Raw genomic sequence first — 18,054 nt, forward strand, 5'->3', positions numbered from 1 at the left:
AGCAATATGGGCCTAGATTTAAATAAAGTATATAACAGAAGCACAAAAGGATCGATTCTGTTTGTTGTAATTTTGCTTGGCCTGCCACTTGTTTTTTCAACGAATAACTATTTGTTAAGCACGCTTATTATGATTGGATTTTATACGATTGTGAGCACAGGATTGACATTACTGATGGGATACGCAGGACAAATATCGCTAGGACAAGCGGCATTTTACGGAATAGGAGCTTATACGTCTGCATATTTCACTACCCACTTTGGACTTTCTCCATGGCTTGCCATGATGGTGGGAGCGGTTATCGCGGCAATGGTAGCATTTATTATTGGCATTCCTGCATTTCGATTAAGAGAACATTACTTAGCATTGGCTACTTTAGGTTTTGGTGTCATTGTATTCACTTTTTTTAAGGAATGGAAAGAAATAACTGGTGGACTAAACGGATTTTTTGGAATTCCGCCTATCAGTCTATTTGGGATTACCATTCAAACGGATTTTCAGTTTTATTATCTTGTATGGATCTTCGCATTGATCGGCATTCTTTTTGCTCGTAATATTGTTCAATCTAGAATAGGCAGAGCGTTGTTATCAATTCATGGAAGTGAAGTTGCAGCGAATTCGCTAGGAGTGAACATTACAAAATATAAGCTGCAAATGTTTATGATCAGCGCCATTTATGCAGCCGTTGCAGGCAGTTTGTACGCGCATTATGTTACATTTATTAACCCGCAATTATTTGAAATGATTACGTCTATTTATTTTTTAATTATGGTTGTAATAGGTGGAACTGGAAACGTCTGGGGTGGTTTGATTGGCGCGGCAGTATACGTATGTCTAGGAGAGCTGTTAAAAGAGATTGTCCCGCTATTTATTCCGAATGCGAGCGGGGAATTTGAGATTGTATTTTTTGGAATTTTGCTTGTTATTATTCTTATTTACATGCCAAACGGATTGTCTCATTCCATATCGAAAATAGTAAAACGAGTGTTACCTGCCTGGCGCCGAAAAAACGAGTCAATGCTTGTTTCGGAAAATGAGAATGCCAGTTCTATAGGGGGCGAACGTCTATGAAGGAAAATGTACTTTTACAAGTCCATCAATTATCAAAATCGTTTGGAGGCGTTCATGCCGTGCAGAACGTTTCGTTTCACGTTCATGATCGAGAAATTGTTGCGGTCATTGGACCGAACGGGGCAGGTAAGACGACGCTGTTTAATGTTATTACAGGTATTCTCTCGCCAACGAGCGGTTCTATTGTTTTCAAAGGGAGTTCCACCGTTGGTAAAAAACCTTTTCAGCTTGCACAGTTAGGAATAACAAGAACGTTTCAAAATCTTCAAGTGTTTGGAAATATGACCGTAATTGAAAATGTTATGGTTGGTCTGCACCCGCGGTTAAAAACGGGGATATTCAGCGCGGGGATTCGTTTGCCGCGGGTGTCAAAAGAGGAGAAACAAGCGCTGGAACAAGCATTCGCATGTCTGCAACAAATTGGAATTGAACATCTTGCTTTTGAAAAAGCAGACGTATTACCGTACGGAACGCAGCGGTTAGTAGAGATCGCAAGAGCAGCTGCCTCCAATCCTTCCCTTATTTTGTTAGATGAGCCGATGGCTGGGTTAAATCCGCATGAATCAAAAAAATTAGTCGAGGTTTTATTGACTATGAGAAGCAATGGCATGGCATTTTTGTTTGTCGAACATGATATGGAAACGGTGATGTCGATTGCGGATCGAATCGTTGTATTAGATTACGGAAAGAAAATCGCGGAGGGGAGCCCTGAAGAAATTTCACAGCACCCGGATGTCATTAAAGCGTATTTAGGGGAGGAGGAGATGATATAGATGCTGGCGTTAAATGATCTTCATGTTTATCACGGTCATTTGCACGTACTAAAAGGAATTCATTTGCAAATTGGTAAAGGGGAAATTATGGCGATTGTGGGGGCAAACGGAGCAGGAAAGAGCACGTTGCTAGGTACAATTGCAGGCATATATCTACCGAAAGAGGGCGAAATTATTTTTGAAAACGAGGCACTTCCTTATGGGAAAGTAGAACAAATCGTAAAAAAGGGGATTTGCCTCGTTCCGGAGCGCCGACAAATTTTCGATGATTTGTCTGTAAAAGATAACTTACTGTTAGGAGCGTATCATCGATATCGGCACGATTTTCAGCAAGTGATGAGGGATTATGAAAACGTGTTGGAAGTTTTTCCAAAGTTAAAAACGATGCTAGACAGACCCGGGGGCTTGTTGAGTGGAGGAGAACAACAGATGTTGGCAATCGGACGAGGATTAATGGCAAAACCGACATTGATGTTGTTAGATGAACCTTCTTTAGGTCTTGCTCCGCTTGTTGTGAAAGAGATTATGAAACTGCTCGAGCAATTACGGGATCAGCTTGGCATGACTATTTTGCTAGTAGAACAAAACGTACGAGCAGCATTGCAAATTGCAGACTATGCTTGTGTGCTCGACCGCGGTGAAATCGCTATTCAAGGCAAAGCGGATGAGCTATTGCACGATGAACGAGTAAAAAATGCTTATTTAGGAATTCAAAAAAGGACCTCATATGATGAGACAACAATATCAAACAAGTAGGAACATAACATAATTAATTAACTCCATTGAAACGCGATGGGAAAATTCGCGACAGGTGTTACGGTTATATCGACATTTTCAAGGAGAAATAAAAGGAATGGCATCAAACGCGTCCATGTCCGCTTCGCTTAATCCGAAGACAGTTCTCGTTTCTATTAGGGAGAAGGCAAGAATGAATCCAATTATTAAACAAACGGGCAAGTTCGCTGTGAACATTTTAGTGAGAGAGCATGAGGATCTTCCCCGCCTGTTTGCCGAGCAACTAAAGGAAGGGAAAAGGTAGATTTCTATGGGTAAACGGACAACCGATTTTACCTTATGTAAATACATAGCTCCTATTTATCGGGGATCATACGATGTATTTTGGCGAAGTGCGGGACATTTTGATGAAAGACGAAGCTGGAGATCCTTTATTGTTCTTTGAAGGGAAGCGAAGCACCGCGAAGGAATAATAAACGAAAAGGCTGTCCCAAAAGGTCGTAAAACGACATTTTGAGGACAGCCTTCTGCTTTGCTTTTACTTCATTTGGATATTTTTTGCTTTCTCAAAGGATCTGCTTCTTCTTATCCCTGTATGTTCTCCCTTTTTCTTTTCATTGGGTTGACGGTGGCCGCCCACTTATTCAAATTGTGGGCAGCACAAATAAGTCCCCATTCCACGGTAATTTTTGGGAGACCTCTTAACAAAAAGCGCTGGAATTGCTGGTTATGCTTGATTTGCCCAAGCACCGGCTCGTTTTCGATACGTTGCCGCTCCTTCTTCCGTGGACAGCCGTTCCCGAATTTCCTGCCGTTGTTGTTTTTTCAAAGAAACGTGGATGGTTTTTGTGTCTTTGTCTTTGGTGCATGCCGCTTGAAACGGGCATCCGGCACATATCGTACAACGATACGTCCGTTTGACGGTGACGTGCCCGTTGTCGGTCGTTTCGTTCCGTTCATACACAAACCCCAACTGTTCCACTTTGGCGCAAATCCACTCATCCAGTTCCTCATCATACGTCATGTTCTCGATTCGGCCGATCTCTTTCGCCTACGATTCGTTTGTTCTAGGCCCAGCGTGTTGTGGCGGAATCCGCAATGGCCCGTTTGGGCATTGGGCGTCCATAGGCGGCCAATTGCTCCAAATGCGGAATGAAACATCCGGCATCCTCTGCCCGTTGATGCACGCTAAACCCAATGATAAATTGGTTTTCTGTTCCTATTTGTACATTGTATCCCGGTTTTAGCTACCCATTTTTCATATGGTCGTCTTTCATCTGCAGGAATGTCGCATCCGGATCCGTTTTCGAAAAGCTGTTCCGTTCGCCTAACACTTTTTTTGTATTCTTCATATTTCTTCTTGCGAAGGAGAAGATCTTATCCCAATTGCCCGTTTGGCTTTCTTTAACGTGCGGTTCTTCGGAACTTTCTTTAAGCGTTCTTCCACTTGTTCGATCACGGCTTCGATCTCTTCCGACGTGATCGGTGAAGCCTCCAGTTTTTCTTGAAAATCCCCTTCTTGTTCCGTCTCTTCATCTTCTTTTGCCACCTGTTCGATCTAGGCAACGATTTTTCGGAATTTCTCTTCCAACTTCTGATCGTACTTTTCTGTTGATTTGCACCAAACAAAGTCGTATTGGTTGGCATTGGCCTCGATTTTCGTTCCATCCAGAAAGTAATCCTCTAGTTTGACGAGCCCTTCTTGACGCAGAAGATCGACAATGGAGAAGAATATTTCGTAAATGACGTCCTTCATCCGTTCCGAGCGAAATCGGTTGATCGTGCGGAAATCCGGTGTTTGATGGCCGGAGAGCCACATAAAGTAAATGTTTTCTTTCAACTGCTTGGCGATTTGGCGAGAGGAGTAGATCCGATTGGCGTAGGCATACAGGATGACTTTCAACATCATTTTCAGGTGATAGGCTGGGCGGCCTCCGCCAGGATAGAGGGAAACGAACAGAGCTGGATCCATTTTTTCTACTGCTAGATCCGCGATCCGGCAAAGATGATGTTCGGGAATGAGAATTCAAGATCCATGGCAAAATCGGTTATAATAAATGTACATAAAAAACTGTCCTTTCTTGGTAGGATTGTGTATACCAAAAAGGAACGGTTTTCTTCTTTTTTTGACCAAAAGCGAGTGCTATGCGAACACTTTTGGGACAGTCTCTTTTATTTTATACGACTCTTGACAACAGAATATTTGTATTAGACTCAATAGTTACAGATGAAAACAAATAGTGTTTTCGCTAAAAAATATTCCCGAAAAGATACAAACATAAAACTATATGGTATAATTGGCAGGCGATATAGTGATTGTGTCAGATATTTGTCTACTAGGATGCAGCAAAAGAGAAGGGAGGTGTGTATATGAGAATACGCGACTGGGATCGGAATTTAAAGATGCGCTTATTTGGCGAGGCGCTCGTCCATATCGCATTTTGGATGTTTTTTCCGTTTATGGCGATATATTTTACTGAGTCATTTGGAAAGGATAAAGCAGGACTATTATTGATTGTTTCGCAAATTTTTTCCGTGATCGCTAGTTTGATGGGCGGATATTGCGCGGATGTATTCGGACGCAAGCGGATGATGGTGTTGTCTGCCTATGGTCAAGGGGCAGCGTTTTTCTTTTTTGCGCTTGCTAGTTCTCCGTGGTTTACTTCGCCGTTCGTGGGGTATCTTTGCTTTACGATCGCCGGAATTTGCGGGGCGTTTTACTGGCCCGCAAGCCAGGCGATGGTTGCCGATGTGGTGCCGGAAGAACATCGCAGCAGCGTCTTTGCCGTGTTTTATATGTCCATCAATGTTGCTGTTGTGGTCGGACCGATTATTGGCGGGGTGTTTTATGAACATTATCTTTTTGAGTTATTGCTTGCTACGGCATTTTTGTTTCTGTTTCTCGCTGCGGTATTGACAAAATGGCTTCGTGAGACTGTGCCCGCGCGTGAAAACGGAGAGCTGGTGCACGGGAAATGGTATGAGTTTTTGTGGCAGCAAGTCCGTCAGTACAGCGTGATTGTGCGCGACCGAATATTTCTATTGTTTATCATTGCAGGTATTCTTGTCGCACAGACGGTTATGCAGCTGGATTTACTGATTCCTGTGTATACAAAAGATACGGTGGAGAGGCAAACGTTATTTTCCTTCGGTGATTGGTCGTTTACGCTTACTGGAGAGAAAGCATTTGGCCTTCTTATTTCCGAAAACGGCTTGCTTGTTGTGCTGTTTACCGTGTGGGTAACGAAATGGATGGAACGTTATCATGAACGGACGGCGTTTGTTGGGTCGTCCATTGTTTATGGAATTGCGATTTTTTTGTTTGGACAAACGACATCGATTTGGGGACTTATTTTGGTGATGGGATTGTTTACGTTTGGGGAGCTGATGACAGTAGGAATCCAGCAAACGTTTATTTCCAAGCTTGCTCCGGAGGAGATGCGCGGGCAGTATTTTGCGGCTGCGAGCTTGCGCTGGACGATCGGACGGGCGATTGCCCCGCTTTCGATCACGGCAACGATATGGCTCGGGTATGAATGGACGTTTTTCTTGTTAAGTATGCTTTCTTTCATAAGTGCGGCCTTATATATGATTATGTTTCAATTGCTTGAAAAACGGCAAACACACAAAGCATTAACATAATGTTCAAAACCAATGAAGGTGACAGGTGCAAGCGCCTTGTTTGTGCGCAACTAAAGAATGAAGGCTGGAAACCAACCGCATCGCCAAGTGCAAAACATTGGCATGCGGTTTTGTACACGTTTTATAATAATAAACACTAGGGCATACTGGTTGTTTTCGTAACATAGATTCCCTGATTCTGGCATAAAGATGAACTAGAAATAAAGACAGGAGAGGGGAAGCACAGTGAAACAACAGGTGTCTCTCGATGAAACGATAAGGGGGTCAAATCGTACAGAAACAAGAACCGAGGGAAGCGGCACAGCGATGTTAGCGCGCTATGAACAGAGAAAACAAGCGCGTCTTTTTATGCAAAAGCGGCGAAAAAAATATTATCGCCTCATTTGGCGCATCGCTCTCGCTGTCATGGCGGTATGGGGCATTGGAGGGCTGATTTTAAAAGGATATGGAGCCCTCAAAAATACTGCGGAGAGAAAAGTGGCGATTATGCGGTTGGAACAAGCTTTAAAAGACGAAGATATCGCCGATTTGAAAAAGTATATCCGTATTCCTGATGAGTCGCTTTCCGTCAATGAAACGACGCTTCAGCCTTTATTCGCCTATTTAAAGGATCATCCGAACGCGTATGAAAAGTTAGAGAAGGACTTTGAGAAACAGCAGAAAATGAAGCACGTATATATAAAAGGGCTGACGTCAAAACCTCCTATTTTTACCATTAAAGTATATGGAGATCGCTACGTTTTTGAACCGACCTTGTACTTTTTTAACATTCGTTTGAATGAGCCGGATGATAAAATTATCATTAATGGCAAGGAAGTAAAAGGAAAACCGACAAAAGATCCATTGGTGAAAAAGGTCGGTCCGTATTTGCCTGGGACATATACGATTACTAGCGTAAAAAAGGACGGGGAAAAACGTGAAAAACAAACAAAAAAAGTTGCTTTATTTGGCGGTTCACGAGTACATGAAGTGGATTTGACGAGAGAATGATGGAGATCCTTCACGAAGTGGAAGGATCTTTTTGTCTAATATGGGAATACGGCCTGCACTGTAGCGGTGATGATAATATCTTGCGTCTGAATCGGCGTGACTGCTTTTGAGGCGGCTAGCGTTGCGATGGAGGAAGGAGTGCGCGGAATCGATGGAGCGACACTTTCTTCTGTTACTTGGATCGGTATGTCGTGCAATGGAAGACCGAGAGTGCGGGCAATCACGATGGCTTTTTCTTTCGCGTTTTTTACGGCAAGAGAAAGTGCTTGCTGGTAGTACGGTTGTTCATTAGCGAGGCGGAATTGAATGTGGCGGGCAATATTTGCGCCGTTTTGGACAGCGGTATCGTAAATGTTGCCGACGGATTTTGGATCTTTGACGGTAATGTCGAAAATATGCTCTACTTCATAGCCGATTAAAGCGGCATTTCCGTTAGAGTAATCATATTTCGGATAAATCGAAAAGGAAGCAGTATCGATATTTTCTTCCCTCACTCCAATTGCTTTCAGCGCGTGAATCATGGCATTCGCTCGTTTTGCGTTTTCTGCGAGCGCTTCGTGTACGTTTTTATGTTCTGTTCGTACTCCGAGTGTAATGATGACCGTATCGGGTTTCGTAATGATGGTCCCTTGTCCGGTGACCGTGATCGTTTTCACGGCTGGCTTGCTTCTTTGAATCGGCATATACCATTCTTGCATCATGATTCTCCTTTCATTTTTACGCTGCTTTATTATTATCCTCATAATCGTTGATGCTCCAATAGTAAACGCGCGGCAGCCCGATATAGCACCAATATTCTTTTAATAACGTGGCACCGACAAAATATACCATTTGCCAATCAATATGTTTCATGCGGCCCAGCTCCTTTGTATATGCTTTTTGTTACAGCATATTCGTCCGTTATGTTGTCCTATGCGCGAAGAGGTGATGGATCCATGACAGCGTCACAAATTTTCCATATGAACTCTAACGATTACCAGTTAGATAAATGAAACAAAATCGGCAATTGACACGTATGAAAGAAAGTGGACATGCTATAATGAAAGTAAATAGATCAGGAGAAAGGGATGGACGATGAAACAGTTGCTTAGAACGTTATGGCGCTGGTTTGTTTCTTGGAATGTAGGTGTTATAGTGGCGGTAACAACGTTTTTTCTTGCTGATTTTCGCTTTTTTCCTTCCTTTTTATCCGGAATGGGAGCAATGCTTGCTACATCGTTCGTGATGAAAAAGAGGGATGGAAAAATTACGCCGGGAGGGCTTTTAAAAGAAGAGAAAGTGTATATTCACTCACAGCTTCATGAGGCGCGGAAAAAATGGAAACAAATGCGCATCGCTCGTTTCCGCGTTCGCTCCCTTGTCATGTGGCAAAAAATTTCGCGAATATGTACGGCTGTCGATAAAATGATTCGCGCGGTGGAACAACATCCACATCAATTTCGTCTTGCCCAATCGTTTTTCTTAAACGAACTGCCAATGGCGGTGACGATGATCGAAAAATATGTTTATTTAATCAATCAGCCTGTACGCAATCAAGAGATGAAAGAGGCGTTGTGGAAGACGGAACGGCTTCTTGATGAAGTAGCCGCTTCGGCGGAGCGGCGGTTATTGGAGATACTTTCGAATGATGTGTTTGATTTACAAGTAGAAACGAAACTGCTCGAGCAGTCGTTAGAGCAACAAAAGCTGCCAGAAACGATAAAGTGAAGAAAGGAGAACGACTATGAAACCGTCTGATCACATGCCGGCAAACGATCTTCGCGAGCAGTGGACAAGCTCGCTGGATTCGCTTTTGGAAAATCCGTTTTCCTTACCGAATGAACAAGAGGAGACGGATATTCATAAACAAACGCAGCCGACAAGACTGATCGATACGTTAAAGCCGGAACATCGCGACAAAGCACTGCAGCTTGCGAAACAAATCGATCCGCGCAACCAGCAAGCCATCATTCAATACGGGGTTGCGGCGCAGGCAGAGCTGTCGAAGTTTTCCCATACGATTTTACATCATGTGCAAACAAAAGATGCAGGGCCCGTTGGGGAAGTGATCAGTGATTTAATGACGAAAATTAAAGAAGTGAATCCGGATGACTTGCTTCCGGCGAAAAAAGGATTGTTTGCGCGGCTGTTTGGCTCTGTATCAAAATCGCTGCAAGGCATGATCGCGAAGTATCAAAAAATTGGCGTGGAAATTGATAAAATCGCCGATCAACTGGAAAAGCACCGTCAATTGCTGTTTCGCGACATTATGATGCTAGAAACATTGTACGAAAAAAATAAAGAATACTTTGATGCGCTTAACATTTATATCGCGGCGGCAGAGCATAAACTGGAAGAATTGCGGACGAAAGTGATTCCGGAAAAACGCGCCCAAGCAGAACGGTCAGGAAACCAAATGGAAATGCAAGAAGTGAATGATTTGTTGCAGTTTGCCGATCGGCTGGAAAAACGTATCCACGATTTAAAATTAAGCCGGCAAGTAACGATTCAAACCGCGCCGCAAATCCGCATGATTCAGCATATGAACCAGACGCTGGTCGAGCGCATTCAATCCTCGATTTTAACCGCGATTCCGCTATGGAAAAACCAAGTTGTGATCGCACTGACATTATTCCGCCAGCAAAAAGCGGTCGAGGCGCAAAAACAAGTAACGGAAACGACGAACAATTTGCTACTTCGCAATTCGGAAATGCTGAAAACAAACAGCATTGAAGTCGCGAAAGAAAATGAACGTGGGCTCATTGATATTGAAACGTTGAAAAAAACGCAGGAAAATTTAGTGACGACATTAGAAGAAACGTTAAAAATCCAGCAAGAAGGCCGTCTCAAACGGCAGCAAGTAGAACGAGAGCTCGTTACGATGGAAGAACAGCTGAAACAAACGTTGTTGTCATTAAAGCGAGACGAGCGATGAATAAAAAGCTGACCTCTTATCGAGTGAGGTCAGCTTTCTTGTTTGTCTTCCTCTTGGTCTGTTGCGCTTCGAACATCAAATTCTTCCGCAATTTCTGTTTGCAGCCCTCGCCGCATAGAATGTTCTTTTTTCTCATCTTGATGGCGAAGAACGATTCGATTCATATAGGCGTGAAACAATATTTCGCCTAGTGCGACAAGCAGTGCGGAAAAGAATGCGGCGTTTATAACAGCAGCACCGCCAGCATTGTAAAAAATGCCGATTCCGATCCATACGCCGACAAAAGCGAGGCCAAAATCGGCAATCACCGCTGATAAATTGCCAAAACGCGGAAGAATGTATAAATCGCCGAGCGCATAAGCCACAAGCGTCATCCATAAGCTGAACCATAACAGTTCTGCTGAGGAAACGCGTAAAAATAACGGGATTATCGCAAAAAAGACAGTGGCAAGCAACATGTATTTCCATGCAAGAGCGAGTAAATGTCTCATCGCTGAACGTCATCTTTTAGCAAACAATTATTCAGCCGGAAAATTTGGTCCTTCTAGTTTTTTATCCCCGTATCCGGATTGTTTCTCCATCTCTTTTTCCGGTTGGCGGTCTTTTTGTTGTTGTTCGATGCTCTTATTTTGTTTTCTTGTTTCAAGTTGCGTTCATCCTCTCTTATCATTCTTTATCATTAGTTTGTCTTTTTAGTGTGAACGTATACATGTAAATAACCATAAACTCCCTCTTTTTATTTTTTCTGATTGTTTCACATTAATAATGAGTAGAATGAACAAGGAGGCATGAATAATGAAAAAACAAGAAAACTTAAATATTGCGGGAAAACAATATGATCCGTCTGATTATGAACGTACTGATTCTTTATCTTCCACGTTGGCGACAACGCACGAACAAGTGAGCGATGTGTATATGGAAGGGACAGTCGATGGGGTCATTGAGGATGTAAATGGAAAAGATATTCCCCTTTCTGGACAAAATGAGCAGTAAGCAAAGGCGTCAAGGTGTGAAAATCCTTGACGTTATTTCATCTTCTCGATTTATAATAAAAGTTGTACATCGTCACCAGGGAGAGAGACAAAAGTGTGGTTGGCTGCTTCTGTATTCACCGCTGTTTGTTTCGGCATTAACAATACGCTGTTGAAGTGGAGCACGCGCCATTCGATGTCGAAACAACATATTCAGTTTTATTTTTATGTCATCGCATTTTTTATCATGGCGTTGTATGGATGGATGACGAAATCGCTGCATCCTAGTGTGGCATCGATTATTCTCGGAGCGTTCATCGGAATTTGCAACGCAACGGGAAACATTCAAATGTCCGAAGCGTTTGAAAAAGGTCCAGCTAGCTTAACGGCACCGCTCATTGCGGTGAATGCGATTTTTCCTGTGCTGGCGGCTGGAATGGTATTTGGCGAACACATTCCACTCCTGCATTGGATTGGCGTTTTATGCATGTTATGTTCTGCTGCCATTATCCAATACACTCCGAAGGCGAAAGGAAATTATGAATACATACCTTGGCTGATCCATATCGGCACGGCGATTGTTTCGTTTGGAGCGGTTGGGGTTTTGATGAAGTGGTGTTCTGTTATCGGCATCGGTTCATTGGATTTGCTGACTGCTATGTATGGCGGTGGAGGGATGTATTTATTTTGGAACTGTCGCAACACAATGATACAAAAGCGGGAGTTGCGCCTTGGGACAGCGGTGGCGCTATTTAGCGTCATCGGATTTAGCTGTTACCTTTATGCGCTGAACCAAGGTGTTGCTTCTATCGTATTTCCGATTGTTAGTTTAAACTGTTTAGTCGTAGTAGTGCTTGGTTGTTACTTATTTAAGGAAAAATTGAAATCATACCAGCTTATTGGAATTATTACTGCGTTATTCGGATTGATTTTGACAAAATTGTAGGAGAAAGAGGAAAGAAAAACAGTTCGTACTCAGCTTCCTTCCCGTCCATACTAATACTGATTTTTAACATCATAATTAAGGAGGCTGATGATCGTGAAATGGCAAAGGGCGCTTCTTTCACTGCTGAAGGAACGAAAAGATCATTCCATTGCCTTGGCGATTGATACATCCAATCGTCCGTCACGCCCGATTTTAATTCAAAACATTGTTAAGCTGTTTGAAAAAGTAAGACCGGATACATTGTTAGTACAGGCCGATTTTAAAATTCGTGACGTGTCTCCTGTCGGAATGGCGGCTATTAAATATTTTAAACATGGAAAATCGTCATATACGGAAGTATTGGAATGGGCAAAAGAACAAAAAATCGATACGCTTTTTTACATTACCGATGTAACCGGATATTTTTACGAAGAATTGGAAGTGGATTACGAAGTGTTTTGGATTGTTCCCGATGATTATACGCCGCGTGTGCCGTTTGGCAAACCAATCCGCGTGGCGTAAGCGGACAGAATGAGGCTGTCGCAAAAGGTCGTTAAACCGACCTTTTGGGGACAGCCTCTTTTGCATTACAGCGGTTTCGTTGGTGTCGGTTCCGCGTAGCCTTCTTTATATTTCTCGTCAATCATTTTCCGTATTTCTTTGATCGATTTGCCTTGGTCATATTCCGTAATCGCTTCTTTTGCGATTTCAAGGCATACACCACATTTTGTTCCGTGATCATCCCAAACGATGGAGCCATCTTTTTTCGTTTCATGAACGAAACAATCGTAGTTATTTTTATGACCCGCCGCTTCTCCGCAGCCGCAGTAGCAAGGAATATGCTCGAGCAAGTCTTTATGCTTGGCGGCTTGCTGATACAAAACAGCCATATCTTCTTCAAAATTGCTTAAAAAGGTTGGAAGATGGTCGATCGATTTTGTCGTTTCGCGGATATCCCCGGAATTGGTTGTATATGTCATGGAATGGTCATGCTTTGTTTCGCTTGCTTTGTCATCGGAGCAAGCGCCCATGATGATGCCAAATGAAAGCAGACACGCTGCCATAATGGCGGTGCGCTTCATGCCATCGTCATCCTTTCTATAATAAACTTGTACTTTCAATCTAACATAGTGCAGCGGAAGCGGCAACGTTTTTCTGCCGACAGCGCTGTTGATGGAGGCTGCTTGCACAAAAAACTGCCCTGCGTATGCAGGGCAGCTTTATTGCATTCATTGTTGTTGCAAGAAATATTTTTCGATGTCGTCGAGCATTAAATGGGCAGCGAGCACACCGCCTGCCGTGTTCCAAATCGTGTCGCTTACTTTGTACACTTTTCCTTGTTTTGCGACGTTTAAGCTTTTAAAGAGCGGATCGTTAATCCATTCTTTTTCTAGTTTGCTTGCTTCTCCGTCTCCTGTTTCATAGGTGAAGTAGAAGAGGATATCGCCGTCCATCGCCGGGATGCGTTCTTTCGTTACACGCCATTTCGGCAAAGTCGTTGACATTTTGCGATTCCGGACGGGAAAATCCTAGCTGATCTAAAATGACACCGGAGAAGGAGTCTTTATGATAAATGCGGACATCTCCTGCCATAAAGCGAACGATGGATACTTTCATTTTCAATTTATCGCCTAATTTTGCTTTTAAGTCTTCAATACGCTTGTCATATTCAGCGATGACTTCTTTTCCTTTTTCTTCTTTATTCACTGCTTTGGCATAGAGCATAAAGTTATCTTTCCAGTTACCGCGAAGCGTTTCGGAAAAAACAGTCGGGGCAATGGCTTTTAGCTGTTCGTAAATTTTTTCATGGCGCAGTTTATTGCCGATAATTAAATCCGGTTTTAATGCCGCGATCGCTTCTAGGTTTGGTTCTGCTTCCGTTCCAAGCTCCTTGACGCCTTCCATTTTGTCTTTAATGTGATCGTACCATGGGTTGCCTGTCCATGATTTGACCGCGCCGACCGGTTTGACGCCTAACGCCAATAGCGCTTCGGTTCCTTCATTCGTTAAAATGACGACGCGCTCCGGTGTTCCTTTTATTTCTGTGGTGTCCATGGCGTGTTCAATGGTATAGGTTGTTTCTGTTTGTTTTTTATTGCTGTTCGTTTGTTTTGGATCTGCCTCCTCATTTTTGCCGCAGCCGCCGAGAATGGCAAGAAGAGAGAGAACGGCGGCGATGAGAAAGGAGAGTTTAGATTTGAACATTATGTATCCCCCTTTAGTTTATTTGATAATGATTTTCATTTACACCAAAAATAATAAATGATGTCGATAATCATTGTCAATAAAAAATATGAGTGAAAATAAAATAAAAAACCATTGACGTTGAGAGTCATTATCAAATAGACTTATCGATAGAGATAGATAATATATAAGGGAGATTTACGATGTTAGCCACAAACCAGAAGAAATCGATTGGCTTGTTCCTCCTATGCTTGTTGTTGCTTGCAACCATTTGGATGAGCATCATTTACGGATATACCGATACAAGTTGGAAAAATGCGATAGAGGCATTTACAAACAATAACGGTTCGAATGCCCATATCATTATTGAAACGGTCCGTCTGCCGCGGGCGCTGATTGCTGCGGCGGTAGGAGCGAGTTTAGCAATGGCGGGAGCGCTCATGCAGGCGCTGACGAAAAATCCGCTTGCTTCTCCGGGAATTTTCGGCATTAATGCAGGTGCTGGCTTTTTTATCGTTCTATTTGTGACCTTTTTCCAAGTACATTCGCTGCAAGTATTTACATGGCTCGCTTTTAGCGGTGCCGCGCTGGCAGCGGCAATCGTGTTCATCATTAGCGCTGTTGGAAAAGACGGAGCAACCCCCTTGAAATTAACGCTTGCCGGCACGGCGGTCGCCGCCTTGTTTGCTTCATTAACACAAGGAATGTTAGCGGCGAATGAAAAGGCGCTTGAAGAAGTCTTATTTTGGTTGGCTGGTTCGGTAGCCGGACGGAAGCTGGAAATGTTAACAGCCGTTCTTCCATACTTTATCGTTGGCTGGATTGGTTCGCTGCTGTTTGCGCAAAAGGTGAACATTTTAATGATGGGAGATGATGTGGCGAAAGGTTTAGGACAGCGCACGAATGCGGTGAAAGCAGGAGCAGCGCTCCTTGTCGTGCTGCTTGCCGGAAGTTCGGTTGCTGTTGCCGGACCGATCGGGTTTATCGGCATCATCGTTCCTCATATTGCGCGTGCGCTAGTTGGCGTGGACCATCGCTGGGTATTGCCGTACTGTGCCTTGATCGGAGCGATTTTATTAATTGCGGCCGATATCGGGGCCCGCTATATTTTAATGCCGCGCGAAGTCCCGGTCGGAATAGTGACAGCGTTTCTCGGCGTTCCGTTTTTTGTTTATATTGCCCGTAGGGGGATTTTAGCGAAATGAAGAAGTATACATCGTTGCGAATTGGGAAGTCGATCTCGTTTTTAGTCGACAAAAAAGCGATAACTATTAGTTTGATACTATTAGCTGTTAATGTGGTTATATTTCTTGTCAGCATTGGAAGCGGCGAAATGTATATTTCCCCGTTGGAAATAGCGAAGACGTTGTTTGGAAATGGTTCGGATATGAACGAAGTCGTGATTTATACGTTTCGCTTGCCGCGGATTCTTGTCGCACTGTTGGCGGGAATGTTGCTTGCGGCGGCGGGAGCGATCTTGCAAGGGATGATTCGCAATCCGCTCGCCTCGCCAGACGTGCTCGGCATTACGGGCGGGGCCGCGGCAGCGGTCGTTGCGTTTTTGACGTTGTTTAGCGATGAAAACCATTCCTTGACTATTAGTATTCATTGGCTGCCGTTCGCCGCTTTTCTTGGTGCAACAATAACGGCGCTTCTTGTCTATGTCCTTTCATGGAAAAATGGAATGGCACCGCTAAGGCTTGTATTAATTGGGGTTGGAATATCGGCACTCATGCAGGCATGCACAACGTTATTGATGATTACCGGACCGATTTATCGGGCGAGTCAGGCGAACGTTTGGATTACCGGAAGCGTCTATGGCGCTTCGTGGAAACATGTTACACTGCTTGCACCATGGGCATTGATCTTATTAGCAATCAGTTTTTTATCAGTACGGAAGATGAACATTCAAGAATTAGGCGATGAATTGGCAATCGGCGCGGGAGTTTCCCTGCAAAAGCAGCGTTTTTTCCTTCTATTACTAAGCACTGCCTTAACTGGAGGAGCGGTCGCTTTCGCGGGAGGCATTGGCTTTGTCGGGTTGATGGCGCCGCATATGGCGAGAAGGCTTGTTGGTTCCTCATTTGGAGCGCTTCTTCCGGCCTCCGCGCTATTAGGAGCTATTTTCGTGATGGCCGCTGATCTTGCTGGGCGCATGTTGTTTGCGCCGATGGAAATTCCAGCCGGGGTGTTTACTGCGGCAGTTGGGGCGCCGTATTTTGTTTACTTATTATATAAAAGCCGATAATAAAAGGGGTGGAAGAACATGAACGCCTTACAAGCAAAGGAGCTAACGTTATCATATGGAAACACGATCATTATTGATGAATTAGATTTAATGATTCCAAAAGGAGAAATTACCGTATTTATCGGGGGAAATGGCTGCGGGAAATCGACGTTATTGCGCGCTTTGGCACGGCTTTTGAAACCGGCGGGCGGTGCGGTTTTGCTGGAAGGAAAGGAAATCGCGAAATTGCCGACAAAAGAGGTGGCGAAAAAGTTAGCGATTTTGCCGCAGTCGCCAACGGCTCCGGAAGGATTGACCGTGCTGCAGCTTGTTAAGCAAGGGAGATATCCGTACCAAACGTGGCTGAAACAATGGAGCGAAGAAGATGAAAAAGCGGTGCGGCGTGCGCTCGAAGCAACGAGGATGACAGAATTAGCGGAGCGTCCGGTCGATTCGCTTTCAGGGGGACAGCGGCAGCGGGCTTGGATTGCGATGACGCTGGCGCAGGATACGGACATTATTTTATTGGACGAACCGACGACGTATTTGGATATGACGCACCAAATTGAAATTCTTGATTTATTGTTTGAGTTAAACGAGAAGGAAAAGCGCACGATTGTCATGGTGCTTCACGACTTAAACTTGGCTTGCCGCTACGCTCACCATATTGTGGCGATTCGCGATAAAAAAATATATGCGCAAGGAAAACCGGAAGAAATCATTTCCTGTCAATTGGTGAAAGACGTATTTCAAATGGATTGTCAAGTGACATATGATCCGCTATTTGGAACTCCACTTTGCATTCCATATGGAAAAGGAAGATGCATTCTACAGAAAGAAGGCGTTTCATCATGATTCTTTCCGCGGAGGAAATAAAGGTATTAGAAACATATCGGATTTCAACCGTTCAAACCAATTCGCCGCTATCGATTCGCTTGGATCGTCTGTCTGAGGATAGCGTGCTCATCGATTATGTAGCAAAAGTGCGCGACAGGCTTGGCGCTGCCAATGACGCTGTCGCGGCATCGATGTTGATCAAACGATATAGCTTCCTTGTCGCGATGTCGCTTTATGCGATGTCCGTTTGGAATAAACGGCTTGTGCTGTCACCAGAGCGGATTTGGATGGAAACGGACGATCATGATGATAGGTGGCTGCCGACTTTTCGTTTTGAGGAGCCCAAGACAGAAATATGCACGGGCTGTCGTGATCAATGGCGGGAAGAGACGGTGAGACAGCTATTTGCGGTGCACCTTTTCCCGCTGATAGAAAAATTGCGGAAAATCACAAAAATATCTGCCCATATATTATGGGAGAATATCGCGATTTACATTTATTGGCTGTATGAAACGCTTATGAATGATGAAACCCTTGCCCATGTCCACGAACAGCTTTGCGATGATTTTCATTATCTCGTTCACGATGCAGATGGAGCGTTATTCGGCACTCCTCGACAAAATCCGTTAAAACGATTTTGGAAAGGAAACGCTCATCCGAGACAGCGGTCAACATGTTGCCTTTATTACCAAACAGATGGAGGAACACATTGTCAGACATGTCCTTGTATAGCTAGTCAGCGCTGTCAGGCGATCAGCTGATAACCTGATGAAGCAACATCGCAA

19 protein-coding genes and 2 pseudogenes are annotated in these 18,054 nt (G+C 43.9%); 15 read left to right on the plus strand and 6 right to left on the minus strand.

Translation table 11 applies throughout. The annotated features are described in order from the left end of the window. Nucleotides 1-6: 6 nt before the first annotated feature. The 4 genes from NXM86_RS06885 to NXM86_RS06900 all read left to right on the plus strand — a co-directional run bounded on the left by NXM86_RS06885 (nt 7) and on the right by NXM86_RS06900 (nt 2,883). Entirely contained in the window at nt 7-1,071 is a 1,065-nt protein-coding gene (locus NXM86_RS06885; protein ID WP_062677971.1) for a branched-chain amino acid ABC transporter permease, read from the plus strand. Then, nucleotides 1,068-1,844, plus strand: coding sequence for an ABC transporter ATP-binding protein (locus NXM86_RS06890; RefSeq protein ID WP_143415307.1), 777 nt, complete (start codon nt 1,068-1,070; stop codon nt 1,842-1,844). The genes NXM86_RS06885 and NXM86_RS06890 overlap by 4 nt, the downstream gene beginning before the upstream one ends. Beyond that, entirely contained in the window at nt 1,845-2,600 is a 756-nt protein-coding gene (locus NXM86_RS06895; RefSeq protein WP_062677969.1) for an ABC transporter ATP-binding protein, read from the plus strand. It begins immediately after the preceding gene. Between the two features lie 97 nt (nt 2,601-2,697). After that, nucleotides 2,698-2,883, plus strand: coding sequence for a flavin reductase family protein (locus NXM86_RS06900; protein WP_375781772.1), 186 nt, complete (start codon nt 2,698-2,700; stop codon nt 2,881-2,883). 281 nt (nt 2,884-3,164) lie between these two features. On the opposite strand, the pseudogene NXM86_RS06905 reads toward NXM86_RS06900, so the two are convergent. After that, nucleotides 3,165-4,605, minus strand: a pseudogene (locus tag NXM86_RS06905) (IS1182 family transposase). Between the two features lie 344 nt (nt 4,606-4,949). Between NXM86_RS06905 and NXM86_RS06910 the strand changes: the two are divergent. Further along, nucleotides 4,950-6,221: an MDR family MFS transporter gene (locus NXM86_RS06910; protein ID WP_062755170.1), complete on the plus strand. Its 1,272-nt coding sequence runs from the start codon at nt 4,950-4,952 to the stop codon at nt 6,219-6,221. Between the two features lie 225 nt (nt 6,222-6,446). Next, the gene (locus NXM86_RS06915; RefSeq protein WP_015864162.1) at nt 6,447-7,211 is read left to right on the plus strand and encodes a TcaA second domain-containing protein; all 765 of its coding nucleotides are present in this window, start codon (nt 6,447-6,449) and stop codon (nt 7,209-7,211) included. A 35-nt stretch (nt 7,212-7,246) separates the two neighbouring features. Here NXM86_RS06915 and NXM86_RS06920 read toward each other — a convergent pair whose 3' ends face one another. Next, nucleotides 7,247-7,909: an SIMPL domain-containing protein gene (locus tag NXM86_RS06920; RefSeq protein WP_015864161.1), complete on the minus strand. Its 663-nt coding sequence runs from the start codon at nt 7,907-7,909 to the stop codon at nt 7,247-7,249. Nucleotides 7,910-7,928: 19 nt separating this feature from the next. Beyond that, complete coding sequence (locus NXM86_RS06925; protein ID WP_015864160.1) at nt 7,929-8,063, minus strand: hypothetical protein; 135 nt, start codon at nt 8,061-8,063, stop codon at nt 7,929-7,931. Between the two features lie 222 nt (nt 8,064-8,285). On the opposite strand from NXM86_RS06925, the gene NXM86_RS06930 reads away from it, so the two are divergent. Next, complete coding sequence (locus tag NXM86_RS06930; RefSeq protein ID WP_498958797.1) at nt 8,286-8,918, plus strand: 5-bromo-4-chloroindolyl phosphate hydrolysis family protein; 633 nt, start codon at nt 8,286-8,288, stop codon at nt 8,916-8,918. 16 nt (nt 8,919-8,934) lie between these two features. Continuing rightward, on the plus strand, nt 8,935-10,125 hold the full coding sequence (locus NXM86_RS06935; RefSeq protein WP_062755172.1) for a toxic anion resistance protein: 1,191 nt from the start codon (nt 8,935-8,937) through the stop codon (nt 10,123-10,125). A gap of 29 nt (nt 10,126-10,154) precedes the next feature. Here the strand turns inward: NXM86_RS06935 and NXM86_RS06940 are convergent, their stop codons facing one another. Then, nucleotides 10,155-10,616: a YndM family protein gene (locus tag NXM86_RS06940; RefSeq protein ID WP_328268505.1), complete on the minus strand. Its 462-nt coding sequence runs from the start codon at nt 10,614-10,616 to the stop codon at nt 10,155-10,157. 304 nt (nt 10,617-10,920) lie between these two features. Between NXM86_RS06940 and NXM86_RS06945 the strand changes: the two genes are divergently transcribed. From NXM86_RS06945 to NXM86_RS06955, 3 genes are all read left to right on the plus strand, one after another. Then, on the plus strand, nt 10,921-11,118 hold the full coding sequence (locus NXM86_RS06945) for a YozQ family protein (RefSeq protein WP_062677965.1): 198 nt from the start codon (nt 10,921-10,923) through the stop codon (nt 11,116-11,118). 93 nt (nt 11,119-11,211) lie between these two features. Next, nucleotides 11,212-12,042: an EamA family transporter gene (locus tag NXM86_RS06950; RefSeq protein ID WP_498958798.1), complete on the plus strand. Its 831-nt coding sequence runs from the start codon at nt 11,212-11,214 to the stop codon at nt 12,040-12,042. A 93-nt stretch (nt 12,043-12,135) separates the two neighbouring features. Then, nucleotides 12,136-12,543 (plus strand): VWA-like domain-containing protein, encoded by a 408-nt coding sequence (locus NXM86_RS06955; RefSeq protein WP_062755294.1) that lies wholly within the window; start codon nt 12,136-12,138, stop codon nt 12,541-12,543. Nucleotides 12,544-12,608: 65 nt separating this feature from the next. Here NXM86_RS06955 and NXM86_RS06960 read toward each other — a convergent pair whose 3' ends face one another. Continuing rightward, nucleotides 12,609-13,103: a PCYCGC domain-containing protein gene (locus tag NXM86_RS06960; RefSeq protein ID WP_097354954.1), complete on the minus strand. Its 495-nt coding sequence runs from the start codon at nt 13,101-13,103 to the stop codon at nt 12,609-12,611. A gap of 147 nt (nt 13,104-13,250) precedes the next feature. Further along, nucleotides 13,251-14,226, minus strand: a pseudogene (locus tag NXM86_RS06965) (ABC transporter substrate-binding protein). 182 nt (nt 14,227-14,408) lie between these two features. Here NXM86_RS06965 and NXM86_RS06970 point away from each other — a divergent pair. Genes NXM86_RS06970 through NXM86_RS06985 form a run of 4 tightly spaced genes read left to right on the plus strand, consistent with a single transcriptional unit; the run spans nt 14,409 to nt 18,030 of the window. Beyond that, nucleotides 14,409-15,410 carry a FecCD family ABC transporter permease gene (locus NXM86_RS06970; RefSeq protein ID WP_062755181.1) on the plus strand — a complete coding sequence of 334 codons (1,002 nt, stop codon included), beginning with the start codon at nt 14,409-14,411 and terminating at the stop codon, nt 15,408-15,410. Then, nucleotides 15,407-16,453: a FecCD family ABC transporter permease gene (locus NXM86_RS06975; protein ID WP_089097784.1), complete on the plus strand. Its 1,047-nt coding sequence runs from the start codon at nt 15,407-15,409 to the stop codon at nt 16,451-16,453. The genes NXM86_RS06970 and NXM86_RS06975 overlap by 4 nt, the downstream gene beginning before the upstream one ends. Nucleotides 16,454-16,471: 18 nt before the next feature. Next, on the plus strand, nt 16,472-17,287 hold the full coding sequence (locus NXM86_RS06980; RefSeq protein ID WP_062677957.1) for an ABC transporter ATP-binding protein: 816 nt from the start codon (nt 16,472-16,474) through the stop codon (nt 17,285-17,287). Continuing rightward, nucleotides 17,284-18,030 carry an IucA/IucC family C-terminal-domain containing protein gene (locus tag NXM86_RS06985; protein WP_015864148.1) on the plus strand — a complete coding sequence of 249 codons (747 nt, stop codon included), beginning with the start codon at nt 17,284-17,286 and terminating at the stop codon, nt 18,028-18,030. The genes NXM86_RS06980 and NXM86_RS06985 overlap by 4 nt, the downstream gene beginning before the upstream one ends. The last annotated feature ends 24 nt before the right edge of the window (nt 18,031-18,054 follow it).

It is taken from the genome of Geobacillus sp. CX412 (assembly GCF_027942335.1).
Taxonomy (GTDB): Bacteria; Bacillota; Bacilli; order Bacillales; family Anoxybacillaceae; genus Parageobacillus_B; species Parageobacillus_B toebii.

Coding starts and splice junctions, on each gene's coding strand:
- NXM86_RS06980 (WP_062677957.1), top strand. CDS start 16,472: ATGAACGCCTTACAAGCAAAGGAGCTAACGTTATCATATGGAAACACG.
- NXM86_RS06900 (WP_375781772.1), top strand. CDS start 2,698: ATGGCATCAAACGCGTCCATGTCCGCTTCGCTTAATCCGAAGACAGTT.
- NXM86_RS06910 (WP_062755170.1), top strand. CDS start 4,950: ATGAGAATACGCGACTGGGATCGGAATTTAAAGATGCGCTTATTTGGC.
- NXM86_RS06885 (WP_062677971.1), top strand. CDS start 7: ATGGGCCTAGATTTAAATAAAGTATATAACAGAAGCACAAAAGGATCG.
- NXM86_RS06925 (WP_015864160.1), bottom strand. CDS start 8,063: ATGAAACATATTGATTGGCAAATGGTATATTTTGTCGGTGCCACGTTA.
- NXM86_RS06985 (WP_015864148.1), top strand. CDS start 17,284: ATGATTCTTTCCGCGGAGGAAATAAAGGTATTAGAAACATATCGGATT.
- NXM86_RS06890 (WP_143415307.1), top strand. CDS start 1,068: ATGAAGGAAAATGTACTTTTACAAGTCCATCAATTATCAAAATCGTTT.
- NXM86_RS06895 (WP_062677969.1), top strand. CDS start 1,845: ATGCTGGCGTTAAATGATCTTCATGTTTATCACGGTCATTTGCACGTA.
- NXM86_RS06945 (WP_062677965.1), top strand. CDS start 10,921: ATGAAAAAACAAGAAAACTTAAATATTGCGGGAAAACAATATGATCCG.
- NXM86_RS06940 (WP_328268505.1), bottom strand. CDS start 10,616: ATGAGACATTTACTCGCTCTTGCATGGAAATACATGTTGCTTGCCACT.
- NXM86_RS06970 (WP_062755181.1), top strand. CDS start 14,409: ATGTTAGCCACAAACCAGAAGAAATCGATTGGCTTGTTCCTCCTATGC.
- NXM86_RS06930 (WP_498958797.1), top strand. CDS start 8,286: ATGAAACAGTTGCTTAGAACGTTATGGCGCTGGTTTGTTTCTTGGAAT.
- NXM86_RS06960 (WP_097354954.1), bottom strand. CDS start 13,103: ATGAAGCGCACCGCCATTATGGCAGCGTGTCTGCTTTCATTTGGCATC.
- NXM86_RS06975 (WP_089097784.1), top strand. CDS start 15,407: ATGAAGAAGTATACATCGTTGCGAATTGGGAAGTCGATCTCGTTTTTA.
- NXM86_RS06935 (WP_062755172.1), top strand. CDS start 8,935: ATGAAACCGTCTGATCACATGCCGGCAAACGATCTTCGCGAGCAGTGG.
- NXM86_RS06920 (WP_015864161.1), bottom strand. CDS start 7,909: ATGCAAGAATGGTATATGCCGATTCAAAGAAGCAAGCCAGCCGTGAAA.